Annotated in this window: 18 protein-coding genes; 8 read left to right on the forward strand and 10 right to left on the reverse strand. The window is 54.7% G+C overall.

Going from position 1 to position 21,234, the window contains the following annotated elements; genetic code table 11:
• The 5 genes from AC07UY_RS11595 to AC07UY_RS11615 form a co-directional block, all read right to left on the reverse strand.
• Positions 1-948: a respiratory chain complex I subunit 1 family protein gene (locus tag AC07UY_RS11595; protein ID WP_203360451.1), complete on the reverse strand. Its 948-nt coding sequence runs from the start codon at positions 946-948 to the stop codon at positions 1-3.
• Between the two features lie 10 nt (positions 949-958).
• Positions 959-2,980: a hydrogenase 4 subunit B gene (gene hyfB / locus AC07UY_RS11600; protein ID WP_494701211.1), complete on the reverse strand. Its 2,022-nt coding sequence runs from the start codon at positions 2,978-2,980 to the stop codon at positions 959-961.
• Positions 2,980-3,597, reverse strand: a complete 618-nt coding sequence (locus AC07UY_RS11605; protein ID WP_494701210.1) for a 4Fe-4S dicluster domain-containing protein — start codon at positions 3,595-3,597, stop codon at positions 2,980-2,982. The genes hyfB and AC07UY_RS11605 overlap by 1 nt, the downstream gene beginning before the upstream one ends.
• A 261-nt stretch (positions 3,598-3,858) precedes the next feature.
• The gene (gene bcp / locus AC07UY_RS11610; RefSeq protein ID WP_162379060.1) at positions 3,859-4,329 is read right to left on the reverse strand and encodes a thioredoxin-dependent thiol peroxidase; all 471 of its coding nucleotides are present in this window, start codon (positions 4,327-4,329) and stop codon (positions 3,859-3,861) included.
• Positions 4,329-4,901 (reverse strand): glycine cleavage system transcriptional repressor, encoded by a 573-nt coding sequence (locus tag AC07UY_RS11615; protein ID WP_202882566.1) that lies wholly within the window; start codon positions 4,899-4,901, stop codon positions 4,329-4,331. The genes bcp and AC07UY_RS11615 overlap by 1 nt, the downstream gene beginning before the upstream one ends.
• 145 nt (positions 4,902-5,046) lie before the next feature.
• Here AC07UY_RS11615 and dapA point away from each other — a divergent pair, with 145 nt between their 5' ends.
• The 6 genes from dapA (at position 5,047) to ypfH (ending at position 11,607) form a co-directional block, all read left to right on the forward strand.
• Positions 5,047-5,925 (forward strand): 4-hydroxy-tetrahydrodipicolinate synthase, encoded by an 879-nt coding sequence (gene dapA, locus AC07UY_RS11620; protein WP_203360454.1) that lies wholly within the window; start codon positions 5,047-5,049, stop codon positions 5,923-5,925.
• Between the two features lie 16 nt (positions 5,926-5,941).
• Positions 5,942-6,976 (forward strand): outer membrane protein assembly factor BamC, encoded by a 1,035-nt coding sequence (gene bamC / locus AC07UY_RS11625; protein WP_494701209.1) that lies wholly within the window; start codon positions 5,942-5,944, stop codon positions 6,974-6,976.
• Positions 6,977-7,086: 110 nt separating this feature from the next.
• Positions 7,087-7,800: a phosphoribosylaminoimidazolesuccinocarboxamide synthase gene (gene purC / locus AC07UY_RS11630; protein WP_203360456.1), complete on the forward strand. Its 714-nt coding sequence runs from the start codon at positions 7,087-7,089 to the stop codon at positions 7,798-7,800.
• Positions 7,801-7,938: 138 nt separating this feature from the next.
• Positions 7,939-8,805, forward strand: coding sequence for a KPN_02809 family neutral zinc metallopeptidase (gene ypfJ, locus AC07UY_RS11635; protein WP_203360457.1), 867 nt, complete (start codon positions 7,939-7,941; stop codon positions 8,803-8,805).
• 15 nt (positions 8,806-8,820) lie between these two features.
• The gene (locus AC07UY_RS11640; RefSeq protein ID WP_494660990.1) at positions 8,821-10,836 is read left to right on the forward strand and encodes a tRNA(Met) cytidine acetyltransferase TmcA; all 2,016 of its coding nucleotides are present in this window, start codon (positions 8,821-8,823) and stop codon (positions 10,834-10,836) included.
• Between the two features lie 72 nt (positions 10,837-10,908).
• On the forward strand, positions 10,909-11,607 hold the full coding sequence (gene ypfH, locus AC07UY_RS11645) for an esterase (RefSeq protein WP_494701208.1): 699 nt from the start codon (positions 10,909-10,911) through the stop codon (positions 11,605-11,607).
• An 80-nt stretch (positions 11,608-11,687) separates the two neighbouring features.
• On the opposite strand, the gene AC07UY_RS11650 is transcribed toward ypfH, so the two are convergent.
• Genes AC07UY_RS11650 through AC07UY_RS11660 form a run of 3 tightly spaced genes read right to left on the reverse strand, consistent with a single transcriptional unit; the run spans position 11,688 to position 13,403 of the window.
• Entirely contained in the window at positions 11,688-11,888 is a 201-nt protein-coding gene (locus tag AC07UY_RS11650) for a YpfN family protein (RefSeq protein WP_203360460.1), read from the reverse strand.
• 27 nt (positions 11,889-11,915) lie between these two features.
• Positions 11,916-13,043, reverse strand: coding sequence for a succinyl-diaminopimelate desuccinylase (gene dapE / locus AC07UY_RS11655; protein WP_203360461.1), 1,128 nt, complete (start codon positions 13,041-13,043; stop codon positions 11,916-11,918).
• Positions 13,044-13,046: 3 nt separating this feature from the next.
• Positions 13,047-13,403, reverse strand: a complete 357-nt coding sequence (locus AC07UY_RS11660; protein WP_494701207.1) for an ArsC family reductase — start codon at positions 13,401-13,403, stop codon at positions 13,047-13,049.
• Between the two features lie 413 nt (positions 13,404-13,816).
• Here AC07UY_RS11660 and ypfM point away from each other — a divergent pair, with 413 nt between their 5' ends.
• Positions 13,817-13,876 carry a protein YpfM gene (gene ypfM, locus AC07UY_RS11665; RefSeq protein WP_001386977.1) on the forward strand — a complete coding sequence of 20 codons (60 nt, stop codon included), beginning with the start codon at positions 13,817-13,819 and terminating at the stop codon, positions 13,874-13,876.
• 94 nt (positions 13,877-13,970) lie between these two features.
• Here the strand turns inward: ypfM and acrD are convergent, their stop codons facing one another.
• Both acrD and narQ read right to left on the reverse strand, forming a co-directional pair.
• The gene (acrD, locus tag AC07UY_RS11670; RefSeq protein ID WP_494701206.1) at positions 13,971-17,084 is read right to left on the reverse strand and encodes a multidrug efflux RND transporter permease AcrD; all 3,114 of its coding nucleotides are present in this window, start codon (positions 17,082-17,084) and stop codon (positions 13,971-13,973) included.
• A gap of 184 nt (positions 17,085-17,268) precedes the next feature.
• Complete coding sequence (narQ, locus tag AC07UY_RS11675; protein WP_494701205.1) at positions 17,269-18,969, reverse strand: nitrate/nitrite two-component system sensor histidine kinase NarQ; 1,701 nt, start codon at positions 18,967-18,969, stop codon at positions 17,269-17,271.
• A gap of 236 nt (positions 18,970-19,205) precedes the next feature.
• On the opposite strand from narQ, the gene aegA reads away from it, so the two are divergent.
• Positions 19,206-21,185, forward strand: a complete 1,980-nt coding sequence (gene aegA, locus AC07UY_RS11680) for a formate-dependent uric acid utilization protein AegA (protein WP_494701204.1) — start codon at positions 19,206-19,208, stop codon at positions 21,183-21,185.
• Positions 21,186-21,234: the final 49 nt, after the last annotated feature.

The raw sequence follows: 21,234 nt of genomic DNA on the forward strand, positions 1-21,234 counted from the left end.
TTACAGACCGGTTAACCAGAAAACATACGACAGCGCGGCGAGACTAAAACCGAGCCAGGTAACGTGGTGCGTCAGCAGGAATCTGCCGCGCGCCAGAGTATTTTCGACGAAAGACGCCAGCACGAAGAGCAGCAGAACTTTGCCCAGTGTCACGACCAGCGAGATCAGCAAGCTGCTGAAAGTCAGGGTTGTTGCGTTGCCAAACGGCAGGAACAGCGAGATGAACAACGCGGCCATCACCACCTGTTTCAGCCCAAGCCCCCACTTCACCAGCGCCAGTCCGGCACCGGAATACTCTGTTAACGGCCCTTCCTGAAGTTCCTGCTCGGCTTCTGCAACATCGAAAGGAATTTTTCCCATTTCAATGAAGCAGGCGAAACCGCAGGCGAGCAACGCCAGCAGTGTGGCGACCGGCGATGCCCAACCTGCCGCCAGTACGTTGCTAATGACGGCGATATGCGTAGAGCCGGCCATTAATGCGATAACGAGCAGAGAGAGGATTAGAATGGGTTCCACCAGGATACCCATCGTCATTTCCCGGCTGGCCCCGATCCCTGAGAACGGACTTCCGGTATCCAACCCGGAAAGGGCAAAAAAGAAGCGGAATAAGGCAAAGAGATAGATAAGAGTGATCAAATCGCCGCCGCCCGCGAGGGGCGACGTACGGATGAAGAGTGGCAACGCCATTGCCACCACCAACATGCTGCTGAGCAATACCCATGGCATGACGCGAAACATCAGACCCGATGAAGAGGGCGCGACTTCCTGACGCTTTAACAGTTTGTTGATGTCGCGGTAGTCCTGCCAGATCCCCGGTCCCGTGCGTGAGTGCATACGGGCGCGGATCTGCCGGGAGATCCCGGTGAACAACGGCGTCAGTGCCAATAAAATGACGGCCTGCAACAACGCAAAACCCGCCAGATATCCGTCGAAGAGTGTGGGTGTCATGGTCGTTTCCTCAGACGGCGATAATCAGTAACAGAATGACCAGCGCAGCCACGACATACAGGCAATACAGGCGGAAATCGCCGCTTTGCAGATACTGTATTTTGTGCGCCAGGCGCTGTGTCATACGAACGATGGGGGCGATGATGTACTCATCCCAGAACGGTTCCGTGTTCCGCGCAGCGGTCGTGGCGTGGAGTAAACCACTGGCGAGCGGTGGTGACGGATCGAGCTGTTTGCGTAACCGATAGAGCGTAGAGAACATCACCCGCAACGGCTGAGTGAAGCTGCCAGCAGAAGGCGCCATCGCACTTTCCCAGCCGTAGCCGCAGGCCCACGCATCCCCGGCACGGCGGAAGTCGCCGCGTCTGGAGCGATAGACCCACCAGTAGAGACCCGGCAGGAGAGGCAAGGCGAGCAGCAACAGGAAAACGGTTGATGGAGTCATCAGGGTTTCATGCATTTCACCCGGGATCAGCGAAATGCCCTCTGCCACAGGCGCGGTGCTGGCCGCCGTAAACGAGAGCACAATCTGCATGATTTGCGGCGCGACCCAGCTGGCGCCAATGCCGGTAAAGACGCACAGCGCGGCGAGCACGATCATCGCCACCACCATCTGCCAGGGCGCTTCCTGCGCCTGCTCCGCTTTTTCGCTGCGCGGTGCGCCGCAGAAACTGATTCCGTAGACTTTAACGAAACACATGGCGGCCAGCGCACCCGTAATGGCGAGCATCACGATGGCGATGGGACCCGCCAGACGCAATGCCACATCGTCAAACCGGGTCATGGCAAATAACGACTGGTAGGTGTACCACTCACTGATAAAACCGTTCAGCGGCGGCATTGCGGAAATGGCCAGACAGCCAATCAGAAACGCACCTGCGGTCCAGGGCATCCTTTTCGCCAGCGCGCCCATTTTTTCCATATCGCGGGTGTGCAAACGCCAGATGATGGCCCCGGCGCCAAGAAACAGCAGACCTTTAAACAAGGCGTGATTGAGCAGGTGAAAGAGAGCGCCCAGCAGGCCGACCGCCGCCAGGATTGGCTGGTGTATCGACAGGCCAATCATGCCGACCCCGACCCCGAGCAAAATAATGCCGATGTTCTCAACGGTGTGCCAGGCCAGCAGGCGCTTAATGTCATGCTCCGCCAGGGCATAAAGTACGCCGAGCACGGCAGACACGGCGCCAAACGCCAGCACGACGATGCCCCACCACAGCGGAATGCCGCTATGCGCGAGGAGATCGATACCGACTTTGAGAATGCCGAAAATACCGATCTTCACCATCACACCTGACATCAGCGCGGAAGCATGTGACGGTGCGGCAGGGTGAGCGCGGGGTAACCAACTGTGCAGCGGTAGCATCCCCGCTTTTGCGCCAAAGCCAAAAAATGCCAGCAGGAAGACGGCAGAAGCCAGACCGGGCGAGAGTGACAATTCCCGGAAGCTGGCGAAGTCGAGGCTGCCGCTTTGTCGCCACATCAGGAAGAAGGCGATCATGATCAGAACTGAACCGGCGTGGGCGATGAAGAAGTAGAGCATGCCTGCGCTGACGGATTCGTCATCCTGTTCGGCAATCACCAGGAACCATGAGGCCAGCGACATGATTTCGAACAGCACAATAAACCAGAAGGCGTTGTCCATCACCAGCAAACCGACCATCGAGGCGATAAAGAGGTTCATAAAGAACCCCATCGCGGCGGCGCCCTTGCCGACGTATTCGCGCATGTAGGCCAAAGAGTAAAGCGCACAGACGGTGACCAGCAATGAAATCACCAGCACCATAAAGGCGGACAGGCTGTCCATTCGAACTGTCAGCGCGGCAAATGAGAAGGGAGTCTGAATAGCCCAGGTGAGCGTCGCGCCGGTTTTCAGCTGCGTTATCGCACTGCCGATGCCGGTAAGTCCCCCTAAAACCCCCGATAAACCGGCGATATTAATGGCAGCCCGATCGCGTCCTGAGAATAACAATGACATCACGCCGCCGGCGACATAGAGCGCCAGCGACCACATCAATAATTGCAGGGCATCCATCAACGTTGCTCCTGAGTCAATGAAAGAGGATCCAGCGCGAGGTCCGGCATCGCGTCGACAGCCAGCTGCTGTTTCAGTCTGGTCTGCTGGCGCAGGACATCATCGGTGACCAGGTGCAACGCCTGAGTAACACAGGTGGCGACGCACGCCGGACCTTCGGGGAGGAAATAGCAGAGGTCGCACTTAACGGCGATGGCTTGTACCCCGGCATCCCAGCGTAAGAAGGGGCTGAGCGCCGGCGCGCTTTCCGGCACGTCATTGAGTTGTCCTTCCGCCTGATGGGCAAACTGCGTGGGAACGTCAACAGGACGACTGCCGGAAGGGACAATGGCGCCAAACGGGCAGACAAGGCCGCAAAGTTTACAGCCAATGCAAAGGCTTTCATTGAGCTGAATGGCGTCATCATGGCGCGTGATCGCATTGACAGGACACACCTGCTTGCAGGGGGCGTCTTCGCAGTGACGACAAAGCACAGGCGCAGTTTGTGTGGGGGTTCGCACCAGAGCAAGTCGTGGATGTTGCTGCAAGCCTTGCTTTTTATGTACGTCCGAACACGCAGCAAGACAGGTATTGCATCCAATACACCACTGAGGATCGGCTATCACAAAGCGGTTCATGTGGCTCCTTGAGACAAAACAAAACGTTACGCCTGTTATGCACAAAGGATGCCATCTTTTTAATTATCTTAAAATCAACTGGTTACGTGGTTTTTGTTGCGAAAATAGAACAAAAGTGATGGTCAATACCGTCCGCGATTTGGTGTGTCGGCATTAGTGTCGGCAGGGAAAATAACACTGTGATATTAGTCACATTGGGGGATGTTACGCAGAGAAAAACGGCGCTGGCGACACGATTGTCGCCAGCGCCGGGAAGAGGAGTTACGCGTTTTCTTTTAACCAGTTCAACACCACATCGTGGTGATTGCTGGTTTTAAAGTCATCGAACACATGCTCAATTTTCCCGTCGGGATCGACCAGGAAACTGATGCGATGGATGCCATCGTAGGTTTTGCCCATAAAGGATTTTTCACCCCAGATGCCGAATTGTTCGCAAACCTTATGATCTTCATCTGACAGCAGCGTGAAGTTAAGGACTTCTTTCTCAGCAAATCGGGAGAGCTTCTCAGGTTTATCGGTGCTGATCCCCAGCACTTCAACACCTGCTTTTTTTAACTCGTCCATGTTATCGCGTAAGCCACAGGCTTGAACGGTACAGCCGGGCGTCATGGCTTTGGGGTAGAAATAAACCAAAACTCGCTGTCCCTGGAAGTCGGTTAAATTTACTTGTTCTCCGTCTTGATCCGGCAAGCTAAATTTCGGTGCGGTATCACCGGCTTTCAGTGGGTTCATTACTTAACTCCGTCCTGTTCATCATGTTGTGAGTAATTGACAACGTTTATACTGCCTTGCGCATTGAGTTCTGTACATAGTGCTTTAAACGCTTGTTCAATATTTACCGAAACCTGCGATGCCGGGCTATGTGCGGTAATTTGAATAAAAAGCTGCGCAGCCTTTTCGTTTTCAGCGGGTTGAGTGCGTGAAACCAGTTCGGCGATGTTCATTTGGTGGTTGTCGAACAGGGCGGTAAAACGCTCAATCAAATGCGGAGAGTCTGGCACGTCGACCTGCACCCACACCGTGGCGGGCATTGCCGGGCGAGGACGGGCGGTCGTGCGCTTCATCACAATCAATAAATCCAGCTCTGCGCCTTTCAACGGCAAGGTCGATTCAATCAGGGTGATGGCGTTCCAGGAACCCGATAACAACATAATAAACGTAAACTCATCCCCCAGCATCGCCAGTCGACTGTCTTCGATATTACAGCCGCAGCTGCTGACATGGCGGGTGATAGTGTTCACAATTCCCGGGCGATCGGCACCCAGCGCAGTGATGACCAGATAATGTTGCGATGACGATGTCAATCCTGTTCTTCCTTTCAGAGGTGAGGTAATCATAAGGAAAGCATAAAAAAAACCTGCATACAACAATCAGAACGGCTCTGGTCACTTGCTTTTATTGTCGTACCAAACGTACCATTGAGACACTTGTTTGCACAGAGGATGGCCCATGTTCACGGGAAGTATTGTCGCGCTTGTTACACCGATGGATGATAAAGGTAATGTCTGCCGGTCAAGCCTTAAAAAACTGATTGATTATCATGTCGCTAGCGGCACTTCGGCGATTGTTTCTGTTGGCACCACAGGCGAGTCCGCCACGCTGAGTCATGATGAGCATGCCGACGTGGTGATGATGACGGTGGAGCTGGCTGATGGACGTATTCCGGTGATCGCCGGAACGGGCGCCAATGCGACTGCGGAAGCCATTAGCCTGACTCAGCGTTTCAACGACAGCGGTATTGTCGGTTGCCTGACGGTGACGCCGTACTACAACCGTCCGACGCAGGAAGGGCTGTTCCAGCATTTCAAAGCCATCGCTGAGCACACCGACCTGCCGCAAATTCTGTATAATGTGCCATCCCGTACTGGCTGCGATATGCTGCCGGAAACCGTTGGTCGCCTGTCGAAGGTGAAAAATATTGTCGCAATTAAAGAGGCGACAGGGAACTTAAGTCGCGTTCACCAGATCAAAGAGCTGGTTTCAGATGATTTCGCGCTGCTTAGCGGCGATGATGCGACCTCGATGGACTTTATGCAGCTCGGTGGTCATGGCGTGATTTCTGTAACGACTAACGTTGCAGCGCGCGATATGGCTGAAATGTGCAAACTGGCGGCAGAAGGGCGTTTTGCCGAGGCGCGTGTGATCAACCAGCGTCTGATGCCGTTACACAACAAACTATTTGTCGAACCCAATCCTATCCCGGTGAAATGGGCATGTAAGGAGTTGGGTCTTGTGGCGACCGATACGCTGCGCCTGCCAATGACGCCGATCACGGATAATGGTCGTGAGATTGTCAAAGCGGCGCTTAAGCATGCCGGTTTGCTGTAAAGTTTAGGGAGATTTGATGGCTTACTCAGTACAAAAGTCGCGCCTGGCCAAGGTTGCGGGTGTTTCGCTTGTTATGCTGCTCGCTGCCTGTAGTTCTGACTCGCGCTACAAGCGCCAGGTGAGCGGTGATGAATCCTATCTGGATGCCGCACCGCTTGCTGAACTTCATGCCCCTGCAGGGATGATTCTGCCGGTGCAAACAGGCGACTACAACATTCCGGTGACCAACGGCAGCGGTGCTGTGGGTAAAGCGCTGGACATTCGCCCGCCAGCTCAGCCGTTAGCGCTGGTCAGCGGCGCGCGTACCCAGTTTACTGGCGATACCGCAACTCTGCTGGTGGAGAATGGTCGTGGCAACACGCTGTGGCCACAGGTTGTTAGTCTGATTCAGTCTAAAAACTACCCGATTGACAAACGTGACGATGCCACTCAGACGCTGACGACCGGTTGGGTTGACTGGAACCGTCTGGACGAAGACGAGCAGTATCGCGGACGCTATCAAATCTCTGTTAAACCGCAAGGTTATCAACAGGCTGTCTCTGTGAAACTGGTTAACCTGGAACAGGCGGGTAAACCGGTTGCCGATGCGGCGTCGTTGCAGCGTTACAGCGCTGAGATGATGAACGTTATCTCTGCGGGCCTCGATAAGACGGCCACTGACGCGGCGAATGCGGCGCAGAATCGTTCTGCTGCGAGCATGGACGTACAGAGCGCGGCCGACGACACCGGTCTGCCAATGCTGGTGGTGCGTGGTCCGTTTAACGTCGTCTGGCAGCGTCTGCCGGCAGCGCTTGAAAAAGCGGGCATGAAAGTGACCGACAGCACGCGCTCGAAGGGCAGTCTTGCCGTGACTTACAAACCGCTTTCTGACAGTGACTGGCAGGAACTGGGCGCAAGCGATCCGGGACTGGTGTCCGGCGATTATAAATTGCAGGTCGGTGATTTAGATAACCGTAGTAGCTTGCAGTTTATCGATCCGAAGGGGCATACCCTGACGCAATCGCAAAACGATGCCCTGGTTGCCGTATTCCAGGCTGCATTCAGTAAGTAATAAAACAGGGCTGGAGATATCCGGCCCTTTTTTCTGATATGATACGCAAACGTGTGCGTCGGCAGAAAAACGCAATTTTTATCGTTAATTCACACCCAGGAGTGTTAAAGATGCAAAAGCAAGCTGAGTTGTATCGTGGTAAAGCGAAAACCGTATACAGCACGGAAAACCCGGACCTGTTGGTGCTCGAATTCCGCAATGATACGTCAGCAGGGGATGGCGCGCGCATTGAACAATTTGATCGCAAAGGGATGGTGAACAACAAATTCAACCATTTCATTATGACCAAACTGGCAGAAGCGGGTATCCCGACCCAGATGGAGCGACTGCTTTCCGACACCGAGTGTCTGGTGAAAAAGCTGGATATGGTGCCGGTAGAGTGCGTGGTACGTAATCGCGCTGCAGGCTCTCTGGTGAAACGCTTAGGCGTAGAGGAAGGCATTGAACTGAACCCGCCGTTGTTCGATCTGTTCCTGAAAAACGACGCCATGCATGACCCGATGGTCAACGATTCTTACTGCGAAACCTTTGGTTGGGTGAGCAAAGAAAATCTGGCACGGATGAAAGAGTTAACCTACAAAGCCAACGATGTGCTGAAAAAGCTGTTTGATGATGCGGGTCTGATTCTGGTCGACTTCAAACTGGAATTCGGTCTGTACAAAGGCGAAGTGGTACTGGGTGATGAGTTCTCTCCGGACGGTAGCCGTCTGTGGGATAAAGAGACGCTGGATAAAATGGATAAAGACCGTTTCCGTCAGAGTCTTGGCGGCCTGATCGAAGCCTATGAAGCCGTCGCACACCGCCTGGGTGTAAAGTTAGACTAACATCTTCTCTGAAACCGGAGGGTTAAAAACTCTCCGGTTCATCCCGAACAGCCGATTCTGGTAGCTGTTTCCTATGGTAATCCTCTCCCTGAGCGCCTACGATCATCACTATAACGAATATATTGATGAGGTATGACTATGCGCTGGCAAGGGCGTCGTGAAAGTGACAATGTGGAAGACAGGCGCAATAGCACCGGTGGTGGCCCCTCTATGGGCGGTCCTGGCTTTCGTTTGCCAAGTGGCAAAGGCGGCATCATTCTGCTGATTGTGGTGCTGGTAGCGGGTTATTACGGTGTGGATTTAAGCGGATTAATGACCGGTGAACCGGTCTCGCAACAACAATCGACACGTTCCATCAGCCCAAATGATGATGAAGCGGCAAAATTTACCTCGGTGATCCTGGCAACAACAGAAGACACCTGGGGACAACAGTTTGAAAAGATGGGGCGTACCTACCAGCAACCGAAGCTGGTGATGTACCGTGGCGCGACGCGTACCGGGTGCGGTGCGGGCCAGTCGGTAATGGGGCCGTTTTACTGCCCGGCGGACGGTACCGTCTACATCGATCTCTCGTTCTATGATGACATGAAGAACAAACTGGGCGCTGATGGCGATTTCGCTCAGGGCTATGTGATTGCCCATGAAGTGGGACACCATGTGCAAAAACTGCTGGGCATTGAGCCGAAAGTGCGTCAGTTGCAGCAGAACGCAACGCAGACAGAAGCAAACCAGCTTTCCGTGCGCATGGAATTACAGGCGGATTGTTTTGCCGGCGTCTGGGGCAACAGCATGAAACATCAGGGCGTGCTGGAATCGGGTGATCTGGAAGAAGCGCTGAATGCCGCTCAGGCGATTGGCGACGATCGTCTGCAGCAGCAGGGTCAGGGGCGGATTGTCCCGGACAGCTTTACGCACGGTACATCTGAGCAACGTTACAGCTGGTTTAAACGCGGATTTGATAGCGGCGACCCGGCACAATGTAATACCTTTGGCAAAGGCTTTTAAACGACCGGGGCAGGGATGTCGGAAAACAATGTGCTGAGTACCTTAACTGCGCAAATGGCGAAGGAGGGCATTCGTCGTCTGCTGGTGCTCAGTGGTAATGAACGCTGGTGCGCTGAACAGGCGCTCATGCTTCGCGACGCGTTGCCGGGCGACTGGCTGTGGGTCGCGTCTGAAGCACCTGTTGAGCCGCACTGTCGGCCTCAGGCGTTGCAAACATTACTGGGGCGAGAGTTTCGTCATGCGGTGTTTGATGTGCGGCAGGGATTTGACGCTGCTGCATTTGCCGCGTTGAGTGGTACGCTTCAGGCGGGAAGCTGGCTGGTATTGCTGACGCCTGCCTATGCTACCTGGGAAAATCACCCTGACGAAGATTCGCTACGCTGGAGCGACTGCCCACAACCGATTCCCACCCCTCACTTTGTCCAACATTTTATGCGATGCATCGCCCGCGATGAGCAGGTGTTGCACTGGCAACAACATCAGCCCTTCTCGTGGCCGCACTTTCCAGTCCGTGACGACTGGCAACCCGCATCGGGTGAGCCGCAGCCTGAACAAGCCGAAATTTTGCAGCAGTTGTTGCAAATGCCTTCCGGCGTGGCCACTGTCACCGCCGCGCGTGGTCGGGGAAAATCGGCGTTGGCAGGGCAGTTGATCCGGCGAATCGGCGGTACGGCGATTGTGACGGCACCGGCAAAAGCGGCAACGGACGTGCTGGCGCAGTTCGCGGGTGACAAATTTCGTTTTATTGCACCGGATGCGTTGCTGGCGGGCGCTGAATCCGCAGACTGGCTGATTGTTGATGAAGCCGCCGCACTGCCCGCTCCGCTACTTCATCGCCTGGTGGCGCGGTTTCCCCGCACGCTGTTGACCACCACCGTTCAGGGTTACGAAGGCACTGGCCGCGGCTTTTTACTGAAGTTTTGCGCTCACTTTGCGCATCTGCAGCGTTTTGAGTTGCGCCAGCCAATTCGCTGGGCGCAAGGATGCCCGCTGGAAAAAACAGTCAGCGACGCACTGGTTTTTGATGACGAAACATTCGCGCAGACTCCGCAGGGCGATATTCGCATCTCGGCGTTTGCACAGGACGCCTGGCGCACAAATCCGGAACTGCCGCTGGCGGTATATCGACTGCTCTCCGGCGCGCACTATCGCACATCGCCGCTGGATTTACGCCGCATGATGGATGCCCCTGGTCAGCATTTTCTTCAGGCCTCAGGGACCGACCGTGTGGCTGGCGCCGTCTGGCTGGTGGATGAAGGCGGATTATCCGCCCGTCTGAGTCAGGCGGTCTGGGCGGGCTACCGCCGACCCCGAGGCAATCTGGTTGCGCAATCACTGGCAGCGCATGGAGGCTCTCCGCTGGCGGCAACGCTGACAGGGCGACGCGTGAGCCGCATTGCCGTACATCCCACACGGCAACGTGAAGGCCTTGGTCAACAGTTGATCGCACAGGCCAGTGCCGACGCGTCTCAGCTGGATTATCTCTCCGTCAGCTTTGGCTTCACGGCGACATTGTGGCGCTTCTGGCAACGCTGTGGATTCATCCTGGTCCGGATGGGGAACCATCGGGAAGCGAGTAGCGGGTGTTTTACAGCGATGGCCATTTTCCCGATCAGCGAAGCGGGGAAACAGCTGGCAGAGAGTGAGCATCACCGGCTGCGACGAGATGCGCTGGCGTTGTCTCACTGGAACGGTGAAGCGGTTCCGGTTATCCCGCTGAAAGAGGCTACGCTTAATGATGATGACTGGCAGGCGCTGGCAGGTTTTGCTTTTGCCCATCGTCCGCTGCTGACGTCGCTAGGCAGCCTTAGTCGTCTGCTGGAGACCTGCTGTCACCCGCTTCCTGCGTTACGTGGACGTCTGCGGGACAAAGACAGTGAAGTGCAATTGTGCGCCAGACTGGCTCTGTCAGGGCGTAAAGCGCTGCTGGCCATGCAGAGAGCGGAAGTCGCGCAGGCGCTGGCAACGCTGGATGCCGGACGCGCGCAGCGGTTACATGATCGTATTTTGCAATGGCAATTTTTTCACTAACTCCTTCAATTTCCTGGCATGGTCATTGTGATTAAGCGGCGTAGAATCGACCCATCAGTTAAGGAGATTGCCATGAAACATGACCATTTTGTTGTTCAAAGTCCTGCCCAACCCGCACAACAGTTGTTGCTGCTGTTTCATGGCGTGGGTGACAACCCGGTCGCGATGGGGGAATTGGGGCGCTGGTTTATTCCCCTGTTCCCGGACGCGCTGATTGTCAGCATTGGGGGCGCAGAACCCTGTGGTCCGGCACCGGGACGCCAGTGGTTTTCCGTGCAGGGCGTGACGGAAGAAAATCGTCAGGCGCGGGTTGACGCTATCATGCCGGTATTCGTTGAAACGATCCGCTACTGGCAACAGCAAAGCGGGGTGGGCGCGAAAGCCACGGCGCTGATTGGCTTTTCACAAGGCGCGATTATGTCGCTCGAAAGCGTGCAAGCGCATTCGGGACTGGCCTCCAGAGTGATTGCGTTTAATGGTCGCTACGCCAGTCTGCCACAAACCGCGACAACCGCGACCACCGTGCATCTGATTCACGGCGGTGAAGATCGGGTGATTGAGTTATCGCATGCGGTGGCGGCCCAGGAAGCCTTATTACGGGCGGGGGGCGATGTCACACTGGATATCGTGGAAGGTTTAGGGCACGCCATTGATGACCGCAGTATGCAGTTCGCGCTCGATCATTTGCGCTTTACCGTGCCGAAGCATTACTTCGATGAAGCGCTCAGTGGCGGTACGCCCCATGATGATGATGTGATTGAGATGATCTGATAGGTAAGGCCTGATACGCGTAGCGCCATCAGGCGCGAGGGCCGGATGGCAACGCTATGCGTGCTATCCGGGCCTACGGGTTACTTCTTCGGTTGATCTTTCTTCGGCCAATCGTCGTCATCGTCCCACTTGTCGTTAAAGTCACGATGTGGGGGAAGATCCGGCTTATTGGCGAGGAATTTTTTATGGTCGACGCGCTTGAGATCTTTGATCACGTTCAGCAGTACGCCTACCAGAAAAACCAGTATCAGAACCCACCAATATTGTGCCAGCCAGTCCATGCTTATTTCCTCTTTCGGGAGCACTCATCAGGCGACGAGTTGCTCCATGATACGTTGATACATACGGGCAAGCAGTTGCAGATCGGCCGCATTCACACATTCATTAATTTTATGAATGGTGGCGTTGACCGGCCCAAGTTCCACCACTTGTGCTCCCATACGTGCAATAAACCGCCCGTCGGATGTTCCACCCGTCGTGAGCAGTTGGGGTTTGATCTCATTATAGTGCTCAATGGCATTCACCACCGCATCCACCAGTTTGCCGCGTGCCGTCAGGAAAGGTTGGCCGGAAAGCCACCAATCGACGGTGTAGCGCAACTGATGTTTGTCGAGCAGTGCCTGCACGCGGGACTTGATCATCTCGTCGTTCAGTTCCGTGCTAAAACGGAAATTGAACTGGACAAACAGTTCGCCCGGGATCACGTTATTGCTGCCGGTGCCCGCCTGGATGTTGGCTATCTGCATGCTGGTGGCAGGGAAAAATTCATTGCCCTGATCCCACTCAATCCCCACCAGTTCATTCAGCATGGGTGCTGCGCGGTGAACGGGGTTATCTGCCAGATGCGGGTAAGCCACGTGACCCTGGACGCCGTGAATCGTCAGATTACAGGTCAGTGAACCACGACGACCATTTTTCACCACGTCGCCGACGATTTCAGTGCTGGAAGGTTCGCCCACCAGGCAATAATCGAGTCTTTCGCGACGCGCCATCAGCGCTTCAACCACTTTAACGGTGCCGTTCTGCGCGCTGGCTTCTTCATCTGATGTGATCAGAAATGCCAGACGCCCACGGTGATTGGGATGCTGAGCCACGAAGCGCTCTGCCGCCACAACCATCGCCGCCAGGGAACCTTTCATGTCTGCCGCACCGCGGCCGAACAGCATACCGTCACGGATCGTTGGCTCGAAAGGCGGGTTAATCCACCGATCGACATCTCCGACGGGGACCACGTCGGTGTGGCCGGCAAAGGCGAGGGTTTCACCTTGTCCGCGCCATGCCCAGAAATTCTGTGTGTCACCAAAATCCATGCGCTCGACGGTAAAACCGATAGCGCGCAGGCGTTCAATCATTAACGCCTGACATCCCGCATCATCCGGGCTCAGGGAAGGGCGGCGAATAAGCTGCTGTGTCAGCTCAATGACCGGGCACGACATAGACTACACCTCATTAAAAAACTGCTGATAACTGGATTCGCTAAAGCCAAGCAGCATAGGCTTACCGGGCGTCCAGAGCAATGGTCGTTTTATTATTGCTGGCGTTTCTGTCATCAATGCGGCAGCGGCAGTAGCATCGGTAATGCTATTACGCGTCGCTTCATCAAGTTTGCGCCAGGTGGTGCCACGCGTATTCAGTAACGCTTCCCAACCTAACTCAGCAATAAAGCTATTCAATAATTCATTATCTAATCCGTCCACACGGTAATCGTGGAAACGGTAGTCGATGCCGTGCGCCTCCAGCCAGCGCCGCGCTTTCTTGATGGTGTCACAGTTTTTGATGCCGAAGACGGTAACCATTTTTGAATCCTTTTACGCGAATTTCGAATAATTAAGCAATATTATCGCAGTGCATGACTACGCGGAATAGTCATCATCGCTGTTATTTCTCAGGTAATGATGGCCGTGAAATATAACATTGTTGAATGTATTGTGAATAATGATACATGAATGTTCTTGAATATTCCGCAGAGGTGATAATTCAGATTATCACCTGTTGCAATTGACTGTTTTTACATCAAAATTGAGAAAGTAGTAGAAGATGTATGATTGTTGCAAAATATTGCAGTTGGTCACATAAAGTTTATGAGTATAGGACCATAGTGATGACATAGTCTCGTTTTCCGAAGAATGTAATTGCACCAATCGGTTAAATTATCTTCTCCTGAAGATAATGTTTTTGTAGAATACCCATAATAATAAGAGAGGTTGTTATGATTGAACGTGAACTGGGGAACTGGAAAGACTTTATCGAAGTGATGCTTCGTAAATAGTTTTCAGGAAGAAATAAGCAGTGAAATAATCATAGTGTGAAGGTTTCACACAGAAAAGGCGACCCGTTGGCAGGTCGCCTTTTTTATGGCGCGATTATTCTGGTCGCGGTTTTAGCGGAAAGCGTCGACGTACCAGCACGAAGAACAACGGTACGAAGTAGATCGCCAGAATCGTTGCGGAGATCATTCCGCCCATCACGCCGGTTCCCACGGCGTGCTGACCACCGGAACCTGCGCCATTGCTGATCGCCATCGGCAACACCCCGAAGATAAACGCCAGCGAGGTCATCAGAATTGGTCGTAAGCGCTGACGACAGGCGTGCAAAGTGGCTTCCAGCAGATCGTGCCCTTTCTCATTCATCTCGTTGGCGAACTCGACAATCAGAATGGCGTTTTTCGCCGAGAGACCAATGACCGTGAGTAACCCCACCTGGAAATAGACGTCGTTTTCCAGACCGCGCATCCACGTGGCAAGTAGGGCGCCGATAACGCCTAATGGCACCACCAGCATCACCGAGAACGGCACCGACCAGCTTTCATACAACGCCGCCAGACACAGGAATACCACCAGTAGCGAGATGGCGTACAGCGCTGGCGCTTGTGCGCCAGAGAGGCGTTCCTGATATGACATTGCGGTCCACTCCAGACCAAAGCCCGTCGGCAATTCGCGTACCAGCGACTCCATAATATCCATCGCGGTGCCGGTGCTGACACCGGGGGCAGCTTCCCCCACAATCTCTACCGCAGAGTAGCCGTTGTAGCGCTCCAGACGCGGTGAACCGGTCTCCCAGTGGGAGGTTGCAAAGGCGGAGAAAGGCACCATCCCGCCCTCTTTATTACGCACGTACCAGAGATTGATGTCGCCTGGCAGCATGCGGTATTTTGCCGCCGCCTGAACGTACACTTTCTTCACACGACCTCTGTCCATAAAGTCGTTGACGTAGCTCGACCCCCAGGCTGTTTGCAACGTATCGTTGATATCATCGATAGAGACGCCAAGCGCCTGCGCTTTACGTTGGTCAATTTCAATTTGCAACTGCGGACTGTCGTCCAGACCATTGTGGCGGACACGGGTCAACAGACTGTCTTTCCCGGCGAGCTCAATCAGTTGGTCGCGGGCAGCCATTAATGCGTCATGCCCGGCACCGGCGTGATCCTGAAGCTCCATATCAAACCCAGCGGAACTGCCAAGGCCGCTGATCGCGGGGGGGCTACTGGCGAACACCCGGGCTTCTTTAATCTTGTTAAAGGCTTTCGTTGAGCGCTCAATGATGGCAAACGACGTTCCGGTTGTGGTGTCTCGTTCGTCCCAGTCTTTTAAACGGACAAACATGCGGGCCACGTTCTGCCCGTTTCCACCCGGGCCTGAGCCGACCGTTGAGAAGACAGACATGATGTTGTCTTTTTCATGGGTAAAGAAATATTTCTCGACTTCCTCCACCACTTTCAGCGTCTGTTGCTGCGTTGAACCGCTGGGTAACTGGACGGAGGTCGTGAACATGCCGCGATCTTCCAGCGGCAAAAATGAGGTGGGCAGGCGCAAAAACAGGAACACCATACCGCCAAGCAGCAGCACGTAGATCAGTATCCAGCGCAGGCTGCGATGCAGAATTCTCGCAACCCCTTTTTCGTAACGTTCAGCATTGCGGTTAAAGCTGCGGTTAAACCAGCCGAAGAATCCTTTTTGCCCGTGCTGTTCGCCTTTATGCAACGGCTTCAGCAACGTGGCGCACAGGGCAGGGGTCAGGATCATCGCTACCAGCACGGAGAGCACCATCGCGGCCACAATGGTGATAGAAAACTGTCGATAAATCGCCCCGGTTGTCCCACCGAAGAAAGCCATCGGTACAAATACCGCGGAAAGCACCATCGCGATACCGACCAGCGCCCCCTGAATTTGCCCCATCGATTTGCGTGTTGCTTCGCGCGGAGAGAGCCCTTCCTCGCTCATTATTCGCTCGACGTTCTCCACGACCACGATGGCGTCATCGACCAGCAGGCCGATCGCCAGCACCATCGCGAACATCGTCAGCGTATTGACACTGTAACCAAACGCGTAGAGCACGGAGAAGGTGCCCATCAATACCACGGGCACCGCAATGGTCGGGATCAGCGTTGCACGGAAGTTTTGCAGGAACAGGTACATGACGAGGAACACCAGCAGGATGGCTTCCAGCAGCGTTTTTACCACGTCTTCAATAGAGGCTTTTACGAAGGAGGTCGTTTCATAGGCCACCTTGTATTCCAGCCCATGCGGGAAGTACTGCGCAAGCTCATCCAGACGGTGAAGGACCAGACTGGCAGTGGCCATTTCATTGGCGCCAGAGGCCAGTTTTACCCCGAGACCAGAAGCAGGATTGCTGTTAAAGCGGCTGATGTAATCGTATTTTTCCGCCCCCATTTCGACGGTGGCGACATCCGCCAGTTTCACCTCGGAACCGTCCTGATTGACGCGCAGCGTAATGGCGCGGAATTGATCGGGCGTTTGCAGCAGCGATTGCGCATTAATGGTGGCGTTCAGCGCCTGTTTGTCCACCGAGGGTGTACCGCCAAGTTGCCCGACGGCGATCTGCGCATTCTGCGACTCAATGGCGTCGGTCACGTCTTTGGCGGTCATCTGAACGCTGTTCAGTTTGGCGGGGTCCAGCCATATTCGCATTGAATACTGTGAACCGTAGGCATCAATGTCCCCCACGCCATTCACGCGGCTCAGCGGGTCCTGAATATTACTGGCGACATAGTCGGCGATATCCTGCTTATCCATTGAGCCATCGGTAGACACAAACGCGATAGTCAGGATGTTGGTATCCCCGGTTTTTCGCACGGTGACGCCCTGATCCTGTACCGCCTGCGGCAACTTGCGCATCGCGGATTGCAGCTGGTTTTGTACCTGCTGCACAGCCTCATCCGGGTCGGTCCCGGCGATAAAGCTGAGTGTGATCGACGCTTGCCCTGTTCCGCTGCTCTGCGACGACATGTACATCAGATTATCGAGACCAGTCATATTCTGTTCGATAACCTGAGTGACGGTATTTTCCAGCGTTTGTGCGGACGCGCCCGGATAGTTTGCGGTGATTCGCACGTTCGGAGGCGCCAGATCGGGGTATTGTTCAACGGGTAAAGATAAGATGGCCAGGGTTCCTGTCAGGCACAACAGTATTGCCAGCACCCAGGCAAAAATGGGGCGATCGATGAAAAAATTCGCCATTAAAAGAGGACCTCGTGTTTCTACGTATCGTTATGGGTATGACTTGCATCACTGTAGCGGCAAGGCGTCAGGCAAACGTGGAGAAAAAAAGGAGATAATGTAAATTATCATGCCCATTTACAGCGTACGTTTTGTGCCTGTCGCGTCTGGCCTGTATTCAGGTTTTCTGACGCTTTGCCATTTTTTACGTCAGTTGACTCTCTTCAGTATCTGAAGACCGGAAACTGATACTCACCAGCGTACCTCCCCCGGAAGGTTGTGAAAAAAGTAAGGTACCGCTGAGTCTTTCAGCACGCTCACGCATAATGTTCAGACCATAGTGCCCCGGTGGCTCGTTTGGTTCGCCGATCCCCACGCCATTATCCCGAATGTAGACGGTATGATTTCCGTCCGGTGCGGTGACGCAACTGACGGCAATCTCGGTGGCGTCGGCATGTTTAATGGCGTTTAACACCGCCTCCCGGATAATCTGCAATAAATGCACCTGCATTTGCGCATCCAGCGCCAGCGTGGGCAAGCGGCAGTCCAGAGACAGTTTAGCGGAGGTTTGATTTTGCAGGGTATCGAGCATTTCGTGCAATGCCGAGGGCAAATCGGCCTGCTGCAGCGTCAGACGGAAGGTGGTGAGCAGCTCACGCAATTGACGCCAGGCATCATTTAACGCGACGGAAAAATCGGAGAGGATCGATTGTGCTACCGCGTTCTCTTCCGCCACCGAGCGTTTTAACAAGGTGAGCTGAATGCGTAAATAGGAAAGCATCTGCGCCAGCGAGTCGTGCAGTTCGCGGGCGATGGTCGCGCGTTCTTCCATCAACAGCAACTGCTGGAAGTGTTTCTGCGCCTGGTTAAAGTACAACCCGCGCCCCAGCATACTTGAAACGCTGTTCAGCAGCGGTGCAGAGGCATTAACGTTGGGGCTTTGCCAGTGCAACTCACCGTAGACCGTCTCCTGCATGGTGACGGGCAAGATTTGCAACGGGAGGGAGGCGCTCAGCGTCCCTTCGCTGATGCGCCAGTTGTCGCCGACGGTCAACTCCAGATAATACGCGGCGTCATTTTCCCGCACGATCTTCAGAATATGACGGAAACAGTGCACATCGATCTGACTGGTATTCAGCGCCTGCGAGCACTGATAGAGCACCTCAAGTTGACGGTTGGCTTCATGCAGGTCGTGGGTTTTCTCTTCGACAGAGGCCTCGAGCGAACGATAAAGTTTATACAGTTCGCTCGACATCTGATTAAAGGTTTTTGCGAGCAACCCCAGTTCGTTGGGTAAACCGGTATCCAGCGGCGGAGTGTCAAACTGCCCGTGTTCAATACGCTGGCTCGCCATCACCAGTTGGTTGAGCGGCCGCACGACCTGTTGGCGAATCCGCCGCAGCGTAAAGAAGACCAGCGTAAAAATCCCAATCCCGCCCGCCAGTGAGATGCCGACGACCAGCATCATTTTCCGCTCGGCGTAGCGCTGGAGCGCCAGCACATACAAATCTATCTGATCGACATACGCGTTGATGTTTTTTTGATACCACGGTAAATCGCCGTCGACCAGTCGTGCGTCCATTTCCAGCCAGTTAGCATGCAGTCGCGCGTAGCCGCTTTTTACCGCGTCCGGAACGTACCAGGTATTCAGTTTTTGCAGCACCGGCGAGTTCAGGGTTTGCTGGAACAGCTGGCGGTGCGCATTCAACTGGGGGCTGCGGCTTTGCAGGTCGTAGCCCAGCCGATAGCTTTGCATACGCAGTGAGCCAGAAATATTGATGGCTTCGGCATCCTGCAAACTGCTGGCAAGCGTCAGCAACGCGACACCGGTAGAAAGTATCGACAGCAAAACAATGTAAAAAAATGCCCGGGCCAGGCTGGCCGAGACGGGGCGTTTGACCGTCACACGCGTAATCCTCTGTACAAAGGCAATGGGTAAAGCGCAGGTGATGAAATGATAGAGAAAGTCCTTAATTAACTAAAACGCAATTTCACCTGCCATGAAATAAATTGATCTGCCACAGGTTCTGGAGAAATAGTTGCCCATCCTGGGCAAATGGACATTGCCGACCTTTGTCGGGTCGGTTAATAACATTGTTCCTATAAAGAATAAGGTTTTTACAACCAAAACAGAAGGTCGCCATGAATCGTTTTATTATGGCTAACAGCCAGCAGTGCCTGGGATGCCATGCCTGTGAGGTCGCCTGCGTGATGGCCCACAATGCAGAGCAACATGTACTGAGCCAACAACATTATCAACCCAGGATTACGGTTATCAAACATCAGCATCAGCGCAGCGCGGTGACCTGCCACCATTGCGAAGATGCACCCTGCGCCCGAAGCTGTCCTAACGGCGCGATAAGCCACGTCAACAACAGCGTGCAGGTGAACCAGCAGAAATGCATCGGCTGCAAATCCTGCGTGGTCGCCTGTCCGTTTGGCACCATGCAAATTGTGCTAACGCCGGTCGCCCGCGATCAGGTCAAAGCCACGGCGCACAAATGCGATTTGTGTCAGGAGCGTGAAGGCGGTCCGGCCTGCGTCGAAAACTGCCCGGCCAATGCGTTGCAACTGGTGACGGAATCGTCCCTCGCCAGCTTGTCTAAAGCGCGCCGTTTGCGTACGGCACGTCAGGAAAGTCAACCCTGGCATGCTGACGCCACCGGGATGACGCCTTACGTCATGAGCAAAGTGGAGCAGATGCAGGCGACGCCGCCGCGCGGTGAGCCGGACAAGCTGGCGATTGAGGCGCGAAAAACCACCTTTGAAGAAATTTATCTGCCATTTCGCACGGCCCAGGCCCAGCGTGAGGCGTCGCGCTGCCTGAAGTGCGGCGAACACAGTATCTGCGAATGGACCTGCCCATTGCACAACCATATTCCGCAGTGGATAGAACTCGTCAAAGCCGGAAACATCGACGCGGCGGTGGAGCTCTCCCACCAGACTAACTGCCTGCCGGAAATTACCGGGCGCGTTTGCCCCCAGGACAGGCTGTGTGAAGGCGCGTGTACCGTTCGTGACGAGCACGGTGCAATCACTATCGGCAACATTGAGCGCTACATTTCCGATCGGGCGTTGAGTAAAGGTTGGCACCCCGACCTGAGCGGTGTTCAGAAGGTCGACAAACGTGTCGCCATCATCGGCGCGGGGCCGGCAGGTTTGGCCTGTGCCGATGTGCTGGCGCGTCATGGCGTGAGTGCGACGGTGTTCGATCGTCATCCGGAGATCGGCGGCTTACTGACATTTGGCATCCCGGCCTTCAAGCTGGATAAATCCCTGCTGGCGCGCCGTCGGGAAATCTTCAGCGCAATGGGGATCCATTTTGAGCTGAATTGTGAAGTGGGCAAAGAGGTGACTCTTGAAGCGCTGCTGGACGATTTCGATGCCGTCTTCGTGGGGGTGGGAACCTACCGCTCCATGAAAGCCGATCTGCCTAACGAAGATGCGCCGGGGGTTTACGACGCGCTGCCGTTCCTGATCGCCAATACGAAAAACGTGATGGGAATTGATGAATCGCCGGATGAACCCTTTATTGATACCGCGGGGCTGAATGTCGTGGTATTGGGCGGCGGCGACACGGCAATGGATTGTGTGCGTACGGCGCTGCGCCACGGAGCCAGTCAGGTCACCTGTGCTTATCGCCGTGATGAAGTCAACATGCCGGGTTCGAAGAAAGAGGTGAAAAACGCCAGGGAAGAAGGGGCAAATTTCGAGTTCAACGTACAGCCGGTTGATCTGGTGCTCAACGATGAAGGACGCGTGAGCGGCGTGCGCTTCCTGCGTACTCAACTGGGTGAACCCGATGCGCAAGGACGACGTCGTCCGGTGCCTGTCGCAGGCAGCGAGTTTGTCATGCCTGCGGACGCGGTCATTATGGCGTTTGGTTTTCATCCTCACGGCATGCCGTGGCTGGAAGCGCACGGGGTGAAGGTAGACGACTGGGGACGGATTGCGGCTAACGTCGAAAGCACTTTCCGTTATCAGACCACCAATCCGAAAATCTTCGCCGGAGGCGATGCGGTACGCGGCGCCGATCTGGTGGTCACGGCAATGGCGGAAGGGCGGCATGCCGCGCAGGGGATGATCGACTGGTTGGGGATAAAATCAGTCAAATCTCACTAGGTCGGGCTGACGACAAATCCGGTTTCACGGCGTAGTATGGTGATTCACT

It is taken from the genome of Citrobacter sp. GW821-FHT02E08, from assembly GCF_059421685.1.

What these genes read in the sequence shown, in the direction of transcription:
- AC07UY_RS11595 (WP_203360451.1), bottom strand. Translation starts at nt 948, where the DNA reads ATGACACCCACACTCTTCGACGGATATCTGGCGGGTTTTGCGTTGTTG.
- hyfB (WP_494701211.1), bottom strand. Translation starts at nt 2,980, where the DNA reads ATGGATGCCCTGCAATTATTGATGTGGTCGCTGGCGCTCTATGTCGCC.
- AC07UY_RS11605 (WP_494701210.1), bottom strand. Translation starts at nt 3,597, where the DNA reads ATGAACCGCTTTGTGATAGCCGATCCTCAGTGGTGTATTGGATGCAAT.
- bcp (WP_162379060.1), bottom strand. Translation starts at nt 4,329, where the DNA reads ATGAACCCACTGAAAGCCGGTGATACCGCACCGAAATTTAGCTTGCCG.
- dapA (WP_203360454.1), top strand. Translation starts at nt 5,047, where the DNA reads ATGTTCACGGGAAGTATTGTCGCGCTTGTTACACCGATGGATGATAAA.
- bamC (WP_494701209.1), top strand. Translation starts at nt 5,942, where the DNA reads ATGGCTTACTCAGTACAAAAGTCGCGCCTGGCCAAGGTTGCGGGTGTT.
- purC (WP_203360456.1), top strand. Translation starts at nt 7,087, where the DNA reads ATGCAAAAGCAAGCTGAGTTGTATCGTGGTAAAGCGAAAACCGTATAC.
- ypfJ (WP_203360457.1), top strand. Translation starts at nt 7,939, where the DNA reads ATGCGCTGGCAAGGGCGTCGTGAAAGTGACAATGTGGAAGACAGGCGC.
- AC07UY_RS11640 (WP_494660990.1), top strand. Translation starts at nt 8,821, where the DNA reads ATGTCGGAAAACAATGTGCTGAGTACCTTAACTGCGCAAATGGCGAAG.
- ypfH (WP_494701208.1), top strand. Translation starts at nt 10,909, where the DNA reads ATGAAACATGACCATTTTGTTGTTCAAAGTCCTGCCCAACCCGCACAA.
- AC07UY_RS11650 (WP_203360460.1), bottom strand. Translation starts at nt 11,888, where the DNA reads ATGGACTGGCTGGCACAATATTGGTGGGTTCTGATACTGGTTTTTCTG.
- dapE (WP_203360461.1), bottom strand. Translation starts at nt 13,043, where the DNA reads ATGTCGTGCCCGGTCATTGAGCTGACACAGCAGCTTATTCGCCGCCCT.
- AC07UY_RS11660 (WP_494701207.1), bottom strand. Translation starts at nt 13,403, where the DNA reads ATGGTTACCGTCTTCGGCATCAAAAACTGTGACACCATCAAGAAAGCG.
- acrD (WP_494701206.1), bottom strand. Translation starts at nt 17,084, where the DNA reads ATGGCGAATTTTTTCATCGATCGCCCCATTTTTGCCTGGGTGCTGGCA.
- aegA (WP_494701204.1), top strand. Translation starts at nt 19,206, where the DNA reads ATGAATCGTTTTATTATGGCTAACAGCCAGCAGTGCCTGGGATGCCAT.